This is a genomic window from Burkholderia sp. BCC0405 (genome assembly GCF_902833075.1).
GTDB lineage: Bacteria > Pseudomonadota > Gammaproteobacteria > Burkholderiales > Burkholderiaceae > Burkholderia.
In genome coordinates, this window is record NZ_CADFEO010000030.1 from 43,263 (window position 1) to 59,391 (window position 16,129).

The window sequence follows — 16,129 nt, forward strand, 5'->3', positions numbered from 1 at the left end:
CACCGGCTGCGAGGCTGCTGCGCCGGCGCAACACACAGCGCAGAACCCGTGCCCGGCGAACAGGTTACAGGCCCGTTATCACGCCGTCGTTCAGCCCGCCGCGACGCGTGCGAGCCAGCTCGCCACGCCGTCGACGGAACGGAAATCCGCGAGGCTGCGCGCCGGCAGCGCCGGATAGGCGCCGCCGGCCATCTCGGCCAGCGCGCGGCCGGGTCCCAGCTCGAGGAACGCGGTCGCCCCGGCCTCCACACAAGCGGCAAGACAGGCCGCCCACTCGACCGGCTCCGCGATCTGCCGCGCAAGCTTGTCGAGGCCCGCGTCGACGTCGAGCACCGATGCGCCATCGATCCCCGAAACCAGCCGCGTGCCGGGCAGCGGCCGCCGCACGTGCGTCGCGGCGAGCGACGCGCGAAACACCGGCACGGCCGCGGCGAGCCGGCGCGTGTGCGATGCGATCCGCACGCAGACGGGCGCGACACGCAGTGCGCCGGCGCGCGATGCATCGTCGGCCACCGCATCGACATCGACCTGCCGCCCCGCGACCACGAACGCGTCGCCGGGGTTCGCAATCGCGATCGCTGCATCGCGGCCGTCGCACAACCTCGCGAGCTGCGCGCGCGTCAGGCCGCGTACGAACACCATCCGCTCGTCGCCGCCGCTCGCGGCATCCATGGCGCGCGCACGCGCATCGGCCAGGTCAAGCGCGGCGTCCGGCTCGATCATCCCCGCGACGCTCCACGACGCGACTTCGCCGACGCTGTAGCCGGCGACGCAGCGTCGGCGCGGCCACAGAGCGTCGAGCAGCGCGGCAGCCGCAAGCGCCTGGACCGTACAGAGAATCTGCGCGGCACGGTTCTCGCGCAGCGCATCCGGCCCGGCCTGCCGGACCCAGGCGCGCGGATCGTCGCCGAGGAGCCGGCCGGCGTGCGCGAACAACGCGTCGGCCTGCGGCGCGGTGCCGGTCAGCTCGAACATGTCGGCGCGCTGCGCGCCCTGTCCCGAACAGAGGATGGCCAGCGTCATCGTGCGCCCTCGTCGACTTCGAGCGCATCGACGAAGACGCTCATCGCGAGCAGGTCGGCCGCGCCGCCCGGGCTCAGCCGCCGGGCAACGAACGCACGATGCGCGGCAGCCGCGCGCAGCCGCCAATCGCGCGCGCGCACGCCGCCGCGCGCCACGAACGCGCGTGCGGTCGCCCGCGCGAAGTCGAGACCGGCCTGCCCGCCCCGGTGCAGCAGGTTCGTATCGTCGAGCGCGGCGATCAGCGAGAAGCACGCATCGACGCGCGCGGCTTCCGGATCGCCAGGCAGGTCACGCTGCGCGCGACGCAGCGCGGGCAGCCCGACCGCGTAGACGGTCGTGAAACCGTCGGCCGCCTCGCGGCGCGCGCCACCGACGCCGTAGCGGCGGCTCGCGCGTTCGCCGTGGCTGTCGGGCAAGCGCGGGCCGCCGAGGATATCGGCGCCCCAGCGGCGGGAGACGAACGCGCCGAGCGTCGTCCCGGCCGGCATGGTTCCCGGCACCGCGCGCCGGCCCGCCGCCGCGCACAGCAGCCCGAGCCCGAAGATCGCGCCACGGTGCGTATTGACGCCGCCGGTCGCGCCAAGCATCGCGTGCTCGGCACGCAGGCCGATCTTGCGCAGCACGGCCATGTCCGCATCGCGTGCGCCCGCGTCGGCCAACTCGGCGAAGTACGGCCGCAACGCGGCAGCGCTGCGCGCGAACGTCGCGGCGTCCATGTCGGCGTGACTGCCGGTGTCGACGTGACTGACGAGCCCCGGCTTCGGATAGGTCTCGATTTCGAACACGAGGCTGCGCTCGGCCAGTTCGGCGATGCGCTCGGCTTCGGACGGCGCAGGTACGCGGCAGGCAGCCCATGCGCTCATCGCGCCCCTCCGGTGAATGCGTCGGCCGGCATCAGCTCGACGGCGATCGCGGTCTTGACCGCGACTTCAGGCTGCCGCGCCTGCAGTTCGCGCCAGTTGACGCCCGCGCCGTCGTCGCGCAGCAGTTCGCCGTCGATGCGCATCGGCGCGCGCGCGTCGATCGCCGCGAGGCCGTCGAGCAGCGACGCGAGCGATGCGGGAGCCGGCAGCGGGAACACGATGTCGAGATCGGACGACGCTCCCAGATAGGGCTCGCCCGTCAGCGCCTGCCATGCAAGGCTGCCGAACACGCGGCCCTGCACGCCGCAACGCGCGCCAAGCGTATCGAGTTCGCGCAACGCCGTGCGCCATGCGTCGGGCGCGGCGGCGAGCACGTCGGACAACGCGGGCAGCGGCCCGACCGTCGCAAGCGCGTCGGCAGCCGCGTTCAGCGCGATGCGCCGCTTGCCCGCGGAAGGCGGCAGCGGCAGGCCGAGCGGCACGCAGCCGGCATCGGCCTCGTCGGGCGACGCGCGGCGCACGATCAGCGGCCAGCCGCGTTCGGCCCACGCACGCACGAGCGGATCGGCCGCGAGCGCGGGATCACGCGCGAATGCCGCGCCCCACCCCGCCGCCGTCAGCGTGACGAGCGTGTGGCGGCGCAGCGGCAGCTCAGCGTGCGGCACGCGCGAGCGCCTCGACGCGCTGGGCCACATCGGCGGCAACCGGGCGGCCGCGCGCGGCGCGCCGGTCGACGCGGTCGGCCGGCTTGCCGAGCCATTCGCCGACCTGTGCGTCGAGCGCACGGGCCGGATCGAGCACGGCGTCGACGGCGCCCATCTTCACGAGATTGTCGAGCCCCGGCGCGAACACCGGCGTCGAGCGCGCCATCTCCTTCAGCACGTCGATCGGCAGCTTGGTCACGCGCGACATCGACGGCAAGTCCATCACCTCCGGCTCGGCGCCCGGCACCGCCAGCAGCGTGCGCGTCGCGAGCGCGGTCGCGATGAACGCGCCCGCGGCCGTGTGGCCGTACAGCACGCCGATCGTCCGGTGCCCGGCGAGATCCGCGTGCATCAGGCACTTCGCGAGATGCGACAGCCCTTCGTTCAGGCCGAGCAGTTCGTCGCGCTTGCTCATCCGCTGGCTGTCGCTGTCGACGAGCACGAGGATCGGCGTGTCACCGCCGCGCGCGATCGTGTCGAGCACGCACGATGCAAGCGTCAGCGCCTCGTCGATGCCGAACGGCAAACGGTCGGCGACGCCGATCACGTCGACGCGCGTGCCGGCCAGTTCCGCGTGGCCGCTCAGCAGGCCGCCATCAAGGGCGATCGAATGGCCTTTGGGAAAAAGCGAGTTCAGGACTTCATCGAGCGTCATGCTGCGGCTCCTGCAGTTGGTCGGCGAGTTTCGCGAACGCATCGTCGGGCATCCCGGGAATCGCTTCCGGCGCGTCCGCACCGAGCGCGCGCCACACGTCGAGCGCATCCGCGCATGCGCCGAACCGTTCGACGCGCGCTTCGAGGCGCGCCTGTTCCGCGCGCAGCATCGCCGCATCGAACGTCGGCGCACGGCCGATCAGCTCGAGCGCCGCCGCACGGAACGCGTCGGGCGTGTCGGCCACGTAGCGGTCCGCGCCGCCGATCAGCCGCCGGTGCTTGCCGCCCATCGTGCGCCAGATCAGCGCGCGGTCCTTTGCATCGAATTCCTCGACGCCGCGATTGGTCTCGATCACTTCAGGGCCGGACACGCTGATGCGCCCCTGCTCCGACACCGCGAGCGCCGAGCAGCACGCGGCGAGCAACCCGCCGCCGCCATAGCAGCCCGCGCGCCCGCCGATCAGCCCGATCACCGGCACGCCGGCCGCGCGCGCTTCGACGAGCGCACGCATGATCTCGGCGATCGCGAGTTCGCCCGCGTTCGCTTCCTGCAGCCGCACGCCACCCGTATCGAACAGGATCAACACCGGCTTGCCGGTTTCGCGCGCGGCACGCAGCAGCCCGGTGAGCTTCGCGCCGTGCACTTCGCCGAACGCGCCGCCCATGAAGCGGCCTTCCTGCGCGGCGACGAACACCGACCGGCCGTCGAGCCGGCCGTGGCCGACCACCATCCCGTCGTCGAACTGCTGCGGCAGGTCGAACAGCGGCAGGTGCGGGCTCGTCACGCGCTCGGCCGGGCCGAGGAATTCGCTGAAACTGCCCGCGTCAAGCAGGCCGTCGATGCGCTGCCGCGCCGACGCCTCGTACCAGCTCGCGCCATTCGCGACGAATGCGGGCGCGTCGTGGATCGCGTCGTTCATCATGCATCTCCCTCGATCGCTCGCACGGCCTGCGCGAGCCGCAGCGACACCATGTCGGGCCGCGCGCCGCCGTCGTTGATCGACAGCTTCAGGCCGCCCGGCGTGCGCCGCTCGACGAAATCCGTCACGACAGCCTGCCACACCGCGCCGAAACCGACCGCCGCCGTGCGGATGTCGATCTCGCATTCGTTGCCCGGCAACACGCGCTCGACGAGCACTTCGAGATTGCCCGATGCGACCACGCCGACGAGCGCCGCGGCCTGCTCGCCCTTCGCGCGCTCGCGCGCGGTGAAGCGATAGTTCAACTGTTCCATGCCCTCTTCCTCACCAGTTGCGGAACCGGGCCGGCGGCGCATAAAGCCCGCCCGACCAGTGCACGAGATCCTTGATCGAACGCGCGGCGAGCCAGCGGCGATCGGCGTCGAGCGGATCGATGCCGAGATCCTCCGGGCGACGGATCACGCCGCGCTCGCGCAGCCGCTCGACCATCTTCCGGTCGCGGCCGCGGCCGATCTCCGTATAGCCGGCGACGCCGCGGATCGCGTGCTCGCGTTCGTCCTTGTCGCGGCACATCAGCAGGTTCGCGATCCCCTCCTCGGTGACGATGTGCGTGACGTCGTCGCCGTAGACCATGATCGGCGCGAGGTCGAGCTGCAGCTTGTCGGCGAGCTTCAGCGCGTCGAGCTTCTCGACGAACATCGGCACGTTCTTGTCGCCGAACGTCTCGCCGATCTGCACGACGAGCTTGCGGCCGCGCCTGAGCGCCGCCGGCGTGTCGGGGTCGGCTTCCGCGCCCGCCTTCAGCCACGGCTCGCTCGGATGGCGCCGGCCGCGCGCGTCGCTGCCCATGTTCGGCGCGCCGCCGAAACCGGCAATGCGTTCGGCCGTGACCGTCGACGAATGGCCGGACAGGTCGATCTGCAGCGTCGAGCCGATGAACATGTCGCACGCATAGAGGCCGGCGGTCTGGCAGAACGCGCGGTTCGAGCGCAGCGACCCGTCGGGGCCCGTGAACCAGATGTCGGAGCGCGCGCGGATGTAGTCGTCCATCCCGACTTCCGAGCCGAAGCAGTGGATCTGCTCGACCCAGCCCGACTCGATCGCGGGAATCAGCGTCGGGTGCGGGTTGAGCGCCCAGTGCGAACAGACCTTGCCCTTCAACCCGAGCTTCTCGCCGTAGGTCGGCAGCAGCAGCTCGATCGCGGCCGTGTTGAAGCCGATCCCGTGGTTCAGGCGCTTGATGCCGTACGGCGCGTAGATGCCCTTGATCGCGAGCATCGCGGTGAGGATCTGCGTTTCGGTGATCGCGGCCGGATCGCGCGTGAACAGCGGCTCGACGTAGAACGGCCGGCCGGCCTCGACGACGAAATGCACGCGGTCGCCCGGGATGTCGACGCGCGGCACCTTGTCGACGATGCGGTCGACCTGCGCGATCACGATGCCGTCCTTGAACGCGGTGGCCTCGACGACGGTCGGCGTGTCCTCGGTGTTCGGGCCCGTGTACAGGTTGCCGTCGCGATCGGCGCTGACCGCGGCGATCAGCGCGACCTGCGGCGTGAGGTCGATGAAGTAGCGTGCGAACAGTTCGAGATAGGTGTGCACCGCGCCGAGCGCGATCTTGCCGCCGAACAGCAGCTTCGCGATCCGCTGCGACTGCGGGCCCGAATACGCGAAGTCGAGACGCTTCGCGATGCCGCGCTCGAACACGTCGAGATGCTCGGGCAGCACGACGCCCGACTGCACCATGTGCAGGTCGTGGATCTTCGCGCTGTCGACGTCGGCGAGCGCCGTCGCGAGCAGGTCGGCCTGCTTCTGGTTGTCGCCTTCGAGGCAGACGCGGTCGCCCGGCCGCAGCACCGCTTCGAGCAACGCCACGGTGTCGCGCGCATCGACCCGCTTGCCCTGCGCGTAAGCCGCGCCGGCCGCGAGTCGTGCATCGCGCGCCTGCCGCGCGTGATTCCATCCCGTCATGAACTGTTCTCCCGCTTCGATGGTTCAGCGGCATTCTAAGCCTGGCGCCGCCGCCGATTGATGATGTTGACGAATGCGACTCAGAGGACGCCGCGATGGATGCGGCCCGCACGCGGGCCGCGTCGCGCGGACCTATGCACCGACCAGCGCGCGCGTCGCGAAGAACAGCACCGACGGGCCGAGCAGGCAGCCGACGCCCGTATGGAACGTCGCGACCAGCGCGCCGTACGGGACGAGCCGGCGATCGGTCGCGGCAAGCCCCGCGCTCACGCCGCTGACGGTCCCGGCGAGGCCGCCGAAGATCATCGCGGAACGCGGCGTCTTCAGGCCCATGAAGCTGGCCGCGACCGGCGTGCCGACCATCACGATGATCGCCTTCACGAGCCCCGTCGCGATGCTGAGCGCGATCACGTCGGAGCTTGCGCCGATCGCCGCGCCCGTGACGGGGCCGACGATGTAGGTGACGGCGCCCGCGCCGATGGTCGTCATGCTGACCGCGTCGGTGTAGCCGAATGCGCGCGCGATGCACGCGCCGACGATGAACGGCAGCACGGTGCCGAGCAGCAGCGACACGACGCCGACGAGCCCAGCCTTGCGCGCCTCGGCGGGCTGCACTTCGAACGCGGTCGCGACGATCGCGAAATCGCGCAGCATCGCGCCGCCCATCAGGCCGACGCCCGCGAACAGCGGCACGTCGGCGATCCCCTTCTCGCCGCCGGTGAACGCGCCGCCGACGTAAGCCAGCGCGAGGCCGATCACGATCGCGATCGCGGAGCCGTGCACGCGGCCGAACGTGAGCTTGCGCGACGCGATCGACGACAGCCACATGATCAGGCCGACCAGCGCGAACGACGCGACGAGCCCGTTGTGGGCGACGGTTTTTTCGAGCATCTGCAGCATGGCGGCCTCCGTCACTGTTCTTCGAATTGCGGCACGCCCGCGAAGGCCGTGTCGTCGCGCCCGGTGCGCACGAGTACCGCGATGCAGCATGCGCAGATCGCGACCGCGCCGACGGCGGCCAACAGCGCGACCGGGCCGCCCTTCAGCGCGGCGACGACGTTCTGGTTCGCGGCCATCGCGACGACGACCGGGATGTACATCGCGCCCCAGAAGCCGACGCCGGCCTCGGTCTCCTTCGGCAGCCAGCCGCGCCGGTGCAGCCAGAGGCGCAGACAGATCAGCAGCAGCATCGCGATGCCGACCCCGCCGACGTTGGTTTTCACGCCGATCGCGCTGCCGAGCAGGTCGCCGAGGAACAGTCCGGCCAGGTGGCAGAACGCCAGCAGCGCGGTTCCGTAGATGATCATGAATCGTCTCCAGTCTCTTCGTGACGGGCGCCTGACGCGTGCAGAAAGCGGGCCCGCACGTCGATCCCGTGCGCGGACTGTCTCCTGCGGCGGTGCGCCGCGGCCCGGCGGCCCGTCGTGCGGGCGCGTTCTCGGGCGGTCGATGGGATGATGCGGTTTCGGGCCGGACACCGGATGCCGTAGACTGACTGACGCAGCCGCCGGCCCGACACGGGCTACGCATCCGGTTCGCCCCGTTTGCGCGGGCCGCACCGGGGCGTGATCCGATACTAGCGCCGCAATCTCCGGCCATTTATGAAGTTGTCGAAACCGATTCAGTGGATTTAGCAATGCGTCCGTTACCGCCCGAGCTGCTGCGCAGCTTCGTCGCCGTCGCCCAGTCCGGCAGCTTCACCGCCGCGTCCGAGCGCGTGAACCTGTCGCAGTCGACCGTCAGCCAGCACATCCGCCGCCTCGAGGAACTGCTCGACCGGCCGCTGTTCGAGCGCGACACGCGCAACGTGCACCTGTCGCAGCACGGCGACGCACTGTTCCGCTACGCGGTGCGCATCCTCGAGCTGATGGACGAAGCCGTCACGTCGGTATGCGGGCCGCCGCTGTCGGGCAAGGTGCGGCTCGCGATGTCGGAGGATTTCGCGTCGGCGCACCTGACCGCCGCGCTCGCGAGCTTCGTGCAGCGCAATCCGGAAGTCGAGCTTGCGATCTCGACCGGGCTGTCGGGCGACCTGTTCGACGCGCTGGACGAAGGACGGCACGATCTCGTATTCGCGAAGCGCATCGCCGGCAGCCGGCGCGGCCGCGTGATCCGCAGCGAGCCGCTGTACTGGTGCACGGGCCCCGATTCGCGGATCACCGGCCACGAGGCCGTGCTGCCGCTCGCGATGCATCCGGAGCCGAGCGTGTCGCGCCGCCGCGTGCTCGAATCGCTCGAAGCCATCGGGCGGCCGTACCGGATCGCAGTCGTGAGCAGCAGCGTCGCGGTGTTGCGCGCCGCTGCGAGCGCGGGGCTCGGCGTCAGCGCGTTCGCCGGCTACGTGATCCCGGCCGGGCTTGCGCGGCTCGACGCGGGGCTGCCCGAACTCGGCGAACTCGAATACGTGATCGACCGGCCGGCGGCCGCGTCGCGTTCGACGCTCGCACTCGAAGCGACGCTGATTGCCGCCGCGTCGGGGTTGTAACCGCGCCGGGCACGACACGCACACGGGGGCCGCGCCCGCAACTGACAGCTTTGCCCGGAACGCGTCATCGTCCGCGCAGCACCCGCTCGCGACAATGGGACCCATCGGAACGCACGGCCACCCGCCGCGCGCATCCGGTGTCCCGTCCCCTTGATCGGAGCACACCATGAATGTCTTGCGATTCGCCGTCGCGACCGCCGCCGCCGCCCTGCTGTCCCCCGCCTTTGCCCAGACGTCCGACGCCGCGGCGCCCGCGCAGGGGCTGACCCGCGCGGAAGTCATCGCGCAACTCAAGCAGGCCTATCTCGACGGTCAGTTGCCGACGAACGACGGCAACTACCCGCCGGACGCCGCGACACGCGCGCGCAACCGCGAACTCGTGCAGGCCGCGAGCCCGGCATGGCTCGCGCAGACGCCGCAGCCCTCACAAACCGCCGCGCAACAGTAGCGGACCGCGGCGCGGTCACGGCAGGAAGCTGCGGCGCCGCGCGTCGATCAGCTCGACGAGCAGGCGGTCGCGTTCGGCCGCCAGTTCCTGCATCGCGCGCTCGCCCTGGATCGCGCGCAATTCGTCGTTCAGCTTGCGATCGACATCCGGATCGAACGAAGGCGTGCCGAGGTCATCCCACCAGCTCGTGATCGGCCCCGACAGGTGTTCGAGAAAGTGCGCGATCCCGCCCGCGCCGCCGCCGAGGTGATAGGTCAGGCACTGTCCCATCAGCCCCCAGCGCAGGCCGGGCCCCCATGCGACGGCCTTGTCCGCGTCGGCAACGCTCACGACGCCTTCGCCGACGAGGTGATACACCTCGCGGAACAGCGCGGCCGCGAGCCGGTTCGCGACGTGGCCGGTCATCTCCTTGTTGAGGACGATGGTCTGCTTGCCGAGTGCGTCGTAGAAATCCTTCACGCGTGCGATCACGTCCCGGCTGGTCGCGTCGCCGCCGACCAGCTCGACGAGCGGAATCAGGTGCGGCGGATTGAACGGATGCGCGATCAGGCAGCGTTCCGGATGCTTCTCGCATGCGGTCTGGATGTCCGACATCTTCAGGCCCGACGAACTCGACGCGATCGGCACGTGCGCGGGCAGCACGTCGTCCATCTGGCGGTACAGCGCACGCTTCAGGTCGAGCCGTTCCGGGCCGTTCTCCTGCACGAAATCGGCGCCGTCGAGCGCGCGCACGAGATCGGCGTCGAACGACAGCCGCGCGGACAGTTCGGCGGCCCGGTCGCCGAGAAACGCGGCCAGCGCGTCGCGCAGCCGCGCGTCGGCTTGCGGCGCCGTATCGGTCGCCACGACGTCGAAGCCCTTCGTCAGATAGAAAGCGGCCCAGCTCGCGCCGATCACGCCGGCGCCGACGATCGCGATGCGTCGAATGTCCATGATTGTCCCGTGTCGTTGGCCTGCCAATAGATCGCGGCGATTGTCGCATCGAATCGTGCGGGCCTGCGTTGACGCAGATTGCAGATTCCCTCTTGAAATGCGCTTCGGCTGCCACTAATTACGCGTCGTCGGGCAGTGCACCGTTCAACGCACCGCCCCCGTTTCGACCCAGTGGAGCTCCCGCGTCGCGCCCGCCGCAGGCGTCGCGCCGTCACGTCTCCCGTGTTCCCTGTTCAGGAGGACCAACATGAGTATCCATTTCGGCAGCGACCTGTTCGACGAATTTGCCCGCGTGCAGCGGCAAGTAGCGAATCTGCTGGGCGAACGTCCAGCCGGCATTCGCGCAGTGTGGCCCGGTGCCTTTCCCGCGCTCAACGTGGGCGCCACCGACGGCGCCATCGAGATCGTCGCGTTCGCGCCCGGCATGGCCGCGGCCGACTTCGACGTGTCGATCGACAAGGACCTGCTGACGATCAGCGGCGAGCGCAAGCCTGCGTCGCGCGGCGAAGGCGACGATCTGCGCACCTATGCGCAAGAACGCTTTCACGGCGCATTCCGCCGCGTCGTCGAGCTGCCGCGGGACGCGGATCCCGAGCAGGTCAGCGCCCGCTACGAAAACGGCTGCCTGCTGATTCGCGTCGGCCGGCGCGAGGCAGCGAAGCCGCGTGCGATCACCGTTCAATAATAGTCAGGATACCGACATGAATGCGAACCCGACCCTGGCCGAGCGCCAGACGAACACCGTTCACCCCGCTGCCGCCGACGCAGCCCGACGGCCCGCGATCCCACCGGCCGTCGACGTCGTCGAGAATCATCTCGGCGTCACGCTGCGGGCCGATCTGCCCGGCGTGCCGCGCGAAAACCTCGACGTGAAGGTGCACGACAACACGCTGACGATCGAAGCCGACACGCACCTCGACACGCCGGCCGACCTGCGCGTGCGGCATGCCGAAATCCGCGCGACGCGCTATGCGCGCAGCTTCGTGCTGAGCCCGGATCTCGACACGTCGAGGATCGATGCGAACCTGCGCGACGGCGTGCTGACGCTGACGATCCCGCGCCGCGAGGAAACCCGTCCGCGCCGCATCGCCGTGACGACCGGTCACGCATAAGCACCAACGCGGGCGATCGTCCCGCACGCATGAAAAAGCCCCGCCGGGTACGCTCCCGGCGGGGCTTGTTTACGACATGCGGTGCAATCAGTCGAAGTCGAACAGGTCGAACACCGATTTCCGGCGACGCTGGCCGTCGTGCTTGTAGCGCTCATCGTGCGAGCGGCCATCGTGTCTGTCACGGCTGTCATGCGAGCGACCGTCGCGCCCCCACCCGCCGTCGTGGCTGCGCGGCGCCTGCGCATCGTGCCGCACGGGTGTCTCGTCGCGACGCAGCGGCGCGTCGCCGGTCTCGCGTGCGATCAGCTTGTCGAGTTCGCCGCGATCGAGCCACACGCCGCGGCAGGTCGGACAATAGTCGATCTCGATCGACTGGCGCTCGGCCATCAGCAGGTCGGGCGTCTTGCAGACTGGGCATTTCATCGCGTCTCTCCTTTCCGTGCGAATCTCGTCTGGATTCCCTATGAAGCGCGTGAAGCCGGCCGCCGCAGCGGCCGGCGCCACACGCGATGGCTCAGCGGCCTTCCGTCGGTGCCGAGCGCTTCGCCTTCGCGCGCCGCGCCAGCATGTTCATGCCTTCGACGAAAGCCGAGAACGCCATGGCCGCGTAGATATAGCCCTTCGGCACATGCGAACCGAACCCTTCGGCGATCAGCGTCATGCCGATCACGACCAGGAACGACAGCGCGAGCATCACGATGGTCGGGTTGCGGTCGATGAAGCGTGCGAGCGGCTGCGCGGCAAACAGCATCACGGCGACGGCGACGATCACCGCGACGAACATGATCGGCACGTGCTCGGTCATGCCGATCGCGGTCACGATGCTGTCGATCGAGAACACGATGTCGAGCATCACGATCTGGCCGATCGCGGCCCACATCGTCAGGCCGACCGTGCCGCCGGCGCCGCCCTCGCCTTCACCGTCGTGCGACACGTGGTGATGGATCTCGGTGGTCGCCTTCCACACGAGGAACAGGCCGCCGGACAGCAGGATCATGTCGCGCCACGAGAACGCATGGGCGAACAGCGTAAACACGGGTTCGGTGAGGCTCGCGATCCACGCGACGCTGCCGAGCAGCGCGAGGCGCATCACCAGCGCGAGCGCGATGCCGAGGCGCTGCGTGCGGGCGCGCTGCGCTTCGGGCAGCTTGTTGCTGAGGATCGAGATGAAGATCAGGTTGTCGATGCCGAGCACGACTTCCATCACGACGAGCGTCAGAAGCGCAGCCCAGACGGCGGGGTCGACGGCAAGCGTCAGCAGGTAGTCCATGAAATGGGCCGATACGAAAGTGGAAAGCCAGATGATATGCCGCCCCGAACTTCGGAAAAATCAGAGAGAATCTGACTTTAGGTTCGGTTTTTACGAAATTACGATCCGATGCTCAATTTCCGACATCTGTACTATTTCTGGGTCGTCGTGAAGGAAGGCGGCTTTGCGCGCGCGGCCGCGCGGCTCGACATGGCCGTGCAGACCATCAGTGCGCAGGTGCGCGAGCTCGAGAAAGCGCTCGGGCACCAGTTGCTGCGCCCGGCCGGGCGCGGCGTCACGATGACCGACGCCGGCCAGGCCGCGTTTGCGCGCGCGGAGGTGATCTTCGAGATGGGGCGGCTGATTCCCGACGAAGTGCGCGCGGCGGCCAGCCAGCCGACCGTGCGGCTCGCGGTCGGCCTCGCGGACGGCATCTCCAAGCTCGCCGCGCACGCGACCCTCGCGCCCGTACTGGATACGCCCACGCTGCGGCTGCTGTGCCACGAGGGCGAGCACGATGCGCTGCTCGCGGAGCTGGCGCTGCATCATCTCGATCTGGTGCTGGCCGGCCAGGGCGCGCCGTCCGGCTCGAACCTGCGCGTGACAAGCGAGCGGCTCGTCGCGTCGCCGGTCGACTGGTATGGCCCCGCCGCGCTCGTCACGCCGGCCGCGCGGCAGCACTTTCCGCGGTGTCTTGCCGACCTGCCCGTGCTGCTGCCGACCGCGCACTCGGCGCTGCGCGCGCGCCTCGACGTGTGGCTGGAAGGCGAACGGATCGTGCCGCGCGTGGCCGGGGAATTCGAGGACAGCGCGCTGATGGCCGTGTTCGCGGCGCGCGGCCTCGGCGTGTTTCCGCTGAGCGAACTCGGCGCGAACGACGCGTCGCTGCTGCGCGGCTTGCGGCGGCTCGGACGCGCGGGCGACGTGACCGAGGAGATCCACGCGATCCGCTCGCGGCGCGGCGAACACCATCCGCTGACGTCGCGATTGCTGGCCGCCGCACGCGGCACCCCGGCCGACTGAAGCGAGCGCGACATCAAACGAAACTATAATGGCGCCCCGGCCTTACGAGATTGCCGCGCGCTTCTTCCAGGCACCGCCGTTGCGCGACCTCTCGCCAAGCCTTCTGAAAGACGCCATGCACAACCGATTTCGCCTGTTTTCCGTTTCGTGCGCGCTCGCGGCCGCGACCGTGCTGGCGGCGTGCTCGTCGCCGCCCAAGCCGATCTACCAGCAGGAACAGTTCGACGCGACCAGCAGCCCGTACGCGCATACGTTCCACTCGAAATCCGATGCGACCTGCGAGGCCGCGCGGCGCGCGCTGCTGAGCCAGGGCTATGTGGTGTCGTCGTCGCGCAGCGATGCGGTCGACGGCAGCAAGAATTTCCAGCCGAACAACGACATGCACGTCGTGATCGAGTTTCACGTCGTGTGTGCGGACGCGAACGCGGACGGCTCGTCGAGCATCGCGTACGTGAACGCGGTGCAGGATCGCTACACGCTGAAGAAGTCGAACACGTCGGCCAGCGTCGGCCTCAGCGTGTTCGGCTCGCTGTCGCTGCCGATCGGGTCGAGCGACGACGCGCTCGTCAAGACCGCCAGCGAAACGATTCCCGCCGGCGTGTTCTATGAGCGCTTCTTCAATCTCGTCGAGCATTTCCTGAAGATCGACCCGGCCCGCCGTGACCGCGCGACCGTCAAGGCCGCCGAGAAGGAACCCGTCACGCCGCTGCCCGAACCCGCGCCGACGCCGCAGGGCGAGCCGATGAAGATGACGACCCCGGTCGTGCCGACGCCGCCCGCGGCGCCGGTGCCGCTTTCGTTGCCGGTCGTGGCGCCCGAGTCGGGCGCGAATGCCGTGCCGGCCGCGGCTTCGGCCGTGGTCGCGCCGGCGGCGATGCGTGCTGCCGCGCCGGTAGCGGCGTCTGGTTCGGAGTCGGTACCGGCTTCGGGTGTGGCGCCTGCGTCGGCCGCCTCGTCGACGCCTGCATCGGCGTCCGGATCGACATCCACGCCGGCTTCGGCCCCCGTGCCGGCTTCCGCGCCTGCGTCCGCTTCCGGCCCGGCGTCGCACCCTGCCGCAGCGGCGTCGGCGCCTGCCGCCGCAACACCGGCACCGGTCGCGCCTGCGCCCGCGTCCACCGCTTCGGCCCCCGTATCGGCATCGGCACCGTCGAGCACGTCGCCCGCGCCTGCCGCCGCCAACCCCGTCGCATCGTCCGCCCCGTCCGGCGCGAGCGCACCGGCCGCAAACTGATCGACCGCCCGTATCGTCGCTCCTGGCCGCAACCGGCGCAGCGCGACGATACGCCCCGTTGCCCGTCAGTCGTCACGGGAATTTCCACGCCGCCGGCTGGCTGCCCGTCATGCCGATGCCTTGCGTCGGACAGGCTCGGCCGATTCCGTCATTCACGGAGATCGACGGCCGTCCGGCCATCGGCCGGCTCGCGCCTCCACCCTGCATGCCGCAACGGCGCGCACAGCGTCTGCAGTTGCTCGGCGGTCACTGTCACGCCGCCGCAGACGATCTCGGCGATACCCATCGTCGATCGCCGTCCGGCCGTCCCCCGACAAGCCCGCTTGCGCCGGCCGCCCCACCTACCGCAACGTTGCGCGCAGCGTCTGCAGCTGCTCGACGGTCGCCGTCACGCCGCCGCAGACGATCACGCCGATACCCATCGTCGATCGCCGTCCAGCCGTCCCCCGACCAGCCCGCTTGCGCCGACCGCCCCGCCTACCCCAACGTTGCGCGCAGCGTCTGCAACTGCTCGACGGTCGCCGTCACGCCGCCGCAGACGATCACGGCGATATCCTTCGCCGACGCGAGCACGGGCACCGGCCGCTCGAGCGCGGCCAGCGCGGCACCGCATGCAGGCTCGACGACGATCCGGTGCTCGTCGAGAAATCGCAGTGACGCGGCCACCGCATCGGCATCCGACACGACGACCGGGTGAATCTCGTGTCGCGCCGCCCATTCGACCGCCGCATCGCACGGACGCTTCGCGCCGAGCGACGTCGCGATGCTCGTGATCGCCGGCAATTCGACCCCATGCCCCTGCGCCAGCGAGCGCGCATAGCAGTCGGCGCCTTGCGTTTCGGCCGCGACCACCGGCACGTCGCGCCAGCCATTGCGCGCGAGCCCTTCGAGCACGCCGCACAGCAGCCCGCCGCCGCCGACCGCGAGCACGATCGCGTCGGGCTTGGGGCCGGCCGCCGCCATCTCGTCGATCATCGTCGCGTGGCCCTGCCACAGCACGGGATCGTCGAACGGATGCACGAACGCATCGTGCTCGCCGAGCGCCGACTGCGCGAACGCGTTCGCCTCGGCCCAGCTCGCGCCGTGCACGATGAGCTCCGCCCCCTCGACGCGAATCAGCTCGCGCGCACGGGCCGACGCGCTTTCGGGGACGACGACGAGCACCGGCACGCCGAGTTCGCGGCCGCAATACGCGACCGCGATGCCCGCGTTGCCGCCCGACGACGACACGAAGCGCCGCGCGCCGGCCGCATGCCGCGCTTCGCAGACGGCGCCGATGCCGCGCAGCTTGAACGAGCCCGACGGCTGCAGCGCATCGAGCTTCAGCCGGATGGCCCTGCCGAGCCGGCGGGACGCAATTTGCGAGCGGAGATAAGGGGTCGGGACATGAAGCGGCATGGGACGGAACCAATGGGAAGGTGGGAACGCACGCGACGCGCAACGGCGAGCGGCAACGACGGTCATCGTACGGCACGCCTCCCATGCTTTCCAATACCATCGGATGGCGTTT

Annotated in this window: 20 protein-coding genes; 6 read left to right on the forward strand and 14 right to left on the reverse strand. The window is 70.2% G+C overall.

All coding sequences use genetic code 11. The features are described from left to right. Positions 1–90 precede the first annotated feature (90 nt). The 9 genes from HWX36_RS33845 to madL all read right to left on the reverse strand — a co-directional run bounded on the left by HWX36_RS33845 (position 91) and on the right by madL (position 7,442). Positions 91–1,023: an acyltransferase domain-containing protein gene (locus HWX36_RS33845; protein ID WP_175958109.1), complete on the reverse strand. Its 933-nt coding sequence runs from the start codon at positions 1,021–1,023 to the stop codon at positions 91–93. Next, the gene (gene mdcB, locus HWX36_RS33850) at positions 1,020–1,886 is read right to left on the reverse strand and encodes a triphosphoribosyl-dephospho-CoA synthase MdcB (protein ID WP_175958110.1); all 867 of its coding nucleotides are present in this window, start codon (positions 1,884–1,886) and stop codon (positions 1,020–1,022) included. The genes HWX36_RS33845 and mdcB overlap by 4 nt, the downstream gene beginning before the upstream one ends. Further along, a complete protein-coding gene (gene mdcG, locus HWX36_RS33855) occupies positions 1,883–2,551 on the reverse strand; it encodes a malonate decarboxylase holo-[acyl-carrier-protein] synthase (RefSeq protein ID WP_175958111.1) in 669 nt (222 codons plus the stop codon). The genes mdcB and mdcG overlap by 4 nt, the downstream gene beginning before the upstream one ends. After that, complete coding sequence (mdcE, locus tag HWX36_RS33860) at positions 2,538–3,245, reverse strand: biotin-independent malonate decarboxylase subunit gamma (protein WP_175958112.1); 708 nt, start codon at positions 3,243–3,245, stop codon at positions 2,538–2,540. The genes mdcG and mdcE overlap by 14 nt, the downstream gene beginning before the upstream one ends. Next, positions 3,232–4,167: a biotin-independent malonate decarboxylase subunit beta gene (locus tag HWX36_RS33865; protein ID WP_175958113.1), complete on the reverse strand. Its 936-nt coding sequence runs from the start codon at positions 4,165–4,167 to the stop codon at positions 3,232–3,234. Before HWX36_RS33865 ends, mdcE begins: the two co-directional genes overlap by 14 nt. Beyond that, a complete protein-coding gene (gene mdcC, locus HWX36_RS33870) occupies positions 4,164–4,478 on the reverse strand; it encodes a malonate decarboxylase acyl carrier protein (RefSeq protein ID WP_027787896.1) in 315 nt (104 codons plus the stop codon). Before mdcC ends, HWX36_RS33865 begins: the two co-directional genes overlap by 4 nt. Before the next feature lie 10 nt (positions 4,479–4,488). After that, on the reverse strand, positions 4,489–6,135 hold the full coding sequence (gene mdcA / locus HWX36_RS33875) for a malonate decarboxylase subunit alpha (protein WP_175958114.1): 1,647 nt from the start codon (positions 6,133–6,135) through the stop codon (positions 4,489–4,491). A 132-nt stretch (positions 6,136–6,267) separates the two neighbouring features. Further along, complete coding sequence (gene madM / locus HWX36_RS33880; protein ID WP_175958115.1) at positions 6,268–7,035, reverse strand: malonate transporter subunit MadM; 768 nt, start codon at positions 7,033–7,035, stop codon at positions 6,268–6,270. 11 nt (positions 7,036–7,046) lie between these two features. Next, a complete protein-coding gene (gene madL, locus HWX36_RS33885) occupies positions 7,047–7,442 on the reverse strand; it encodes a malonate transporter subunit MadL (protein ID WP_034186756.1) in 396 nt (131 codons plus the stop codon). Positions 7,443–7,771: 329 nt separating this feature from the next. Here madL and HWX36_RS33890 point away from each other — a divergent pair, with 329 nt between their 5' ends. After that, positions 7,772–8,620, forward strand: a complete 849-nt coding sequence (locus HWX36_RS33890; protein WP_175958116.1) for a LysR substrate-binding domain-containing protein — start codon at positions 7,772–7,774, stop codon at positions 8,618–8,620. A gap of 166 nt (positions 8,621–8,786) precedes the next feature. Further along, the gene (locus tag HWX36_RS33895; RefSeq protein ID WP_175958117.1) at positions 8,787–9,068 is read left to right on the forward strand and encodes a DUF4148 domain-containing protein; all 282 of its coding nucleotides are present in this window, start codon (positions 8,787–8,789) and stop codon (positions 9,066–9,068) included. Positions 9,069–9,083: 15 nt separating this feature from the next. Here the strand turns inward: HWX36_RS33895 and HWX36_RS33900 are convergent, their stop codons facing one another. Further along, positions 9,084–10,001, reverse strand: coding sequence for a 3-hydroxyacyl-CoA dehydrogenase NAD-binding domain-containing protein (locus tag HWX36_RS33900; protein ID WP_175958118.1), 918 nt, complete (start codon positions 9,999–10,001; stop codon positions 9,084–9,086). A gap of 247 nt (positions 10,002–10,248) precedes the next feature. Between HWX36_RS33900 and HWX36_RS33905 the strand changes: the two genes are divergently transcribed. Both HWX36_RS33905 and HWX36_RS33910 read left to right on the forward strand, forming a co-directional pair. Then, a complete protein-coding gene (locus HWX36_RS33905) occupies positions 10,249–10,686 on the forward strand; it encodes an Hsp20/alpha crystallin family protein (RefSeq protein ID WP_175958119.1) in 438 nt (145 codons plus the stop codon). Positions 10,687–10,702: 16 nt separating this feature from the next. Then, the gene (locus HWX36_RS33910; RefSeq protein WP_175958120.1) at positions 10,703–11,113 is read left to right on the forward strand and encodes an Hsp20/alpha crystallin family protein; all 411 of its coding nucleotides are present in this window, start codon (positions 10,703–10,705) and stop codon (positions 11,111–11,113) included. 87 nt (positions 11,114–11,200) lie between these two features. On the opposite strand, the gene HWX36_RS33915 is transcribed toward HWX36_RS33910, so the two are convergent. Continuing rightward, positions 11,201–11,536 (reverse strand): zf-TFIIB domain-containing protein, encoded by a 336-nt coding sequence (locus HWX36_RS33915; RefSeq protein WP_175958121.1) that lies wholly within the window; start codon positions 11,534–11,536, stop codon positions 11,201–11,203. 91 nt (positions 11,537–11,627) lie between these two features. After that, complete coding sequence (locus HWX36_RS33920; protein WP_175958122.1) at positions 11,628–12,383, reverse strand: TerC family protein; 756 nt, start codon at positions 12,381–12,383, stop codon at positions 11,628–11,630. Positions 12,384–12,491: 108 nt separating this feature from the next. Here HWX36_RS33920 and HWX36_RS33925 point away from each other — a divergent pair, with 108 nt between their 5' ends. Together HWX36_RS33925 and HWX36_RS33930 are read left to right on the forward strand one after the other, a co-directional pair. Next, the gene (locus HWX36_RS33925; RefSeq protein ID WP_175958123.1) at positions 12,492–13,385 is read left to right on the forward strand and encodes a LysR family transcriptional regulator; all 894 of its coding nucleotides are present in this window, start codon (positions 12,492–12,494) and stop codon (positions 13,383–13,385) included. A gap of 115 nt (positions 13,386–13,500) precedes the next feature. After that, positions 13,501–14,619 carry a DUF2242 domain-containing protein gene (locus tag HWX36_RS33930; RefSeq protein WP_175958124.1) on the forward strand — a complete coding sequence of 373 codons (1,119 nt, stop codon included), beginning with the start codon at positions 13,501–13,503 and terminating at the stop codon, positions 14,617–14,619. Positions 14,620–14,767: 148 nt separating this feature from the next. Here HWX36_RS33930 and HWX36_RS33935 read toward each other — a convergent pair whose 3' ends face one another. Together HWX36_RS33935 and HWX36_RS33940 are read right to left on the reverse strand one after the other, a co-directional pair. Further along, positions 14,768–14,905 (reverse strand): hypothetical protein, encoded by a 138-nt coding sequence (locus HWX36_RS33935; protein ID WP_175958125.1) that lies wholly within the window; start codon positions 14,903–14,905, stop codon positions 14,768–14,770. A gap of 191 nt (positions 14,906–15,096) precedes the next feature. Beyond that, on the reverse strand, positions 15,097–16,017 hold the full coding sequence (locus HWX36_RS33940) for a pyridoxal-phosphate dependent enzyme (protein ID WP_175958126.1): 921 nt from the start codon (positions 16,015–16,017) through the stop codon (positions 15,097–15,099). Positions 16,018–16,129: the final 112 nt, after the last annotated feature.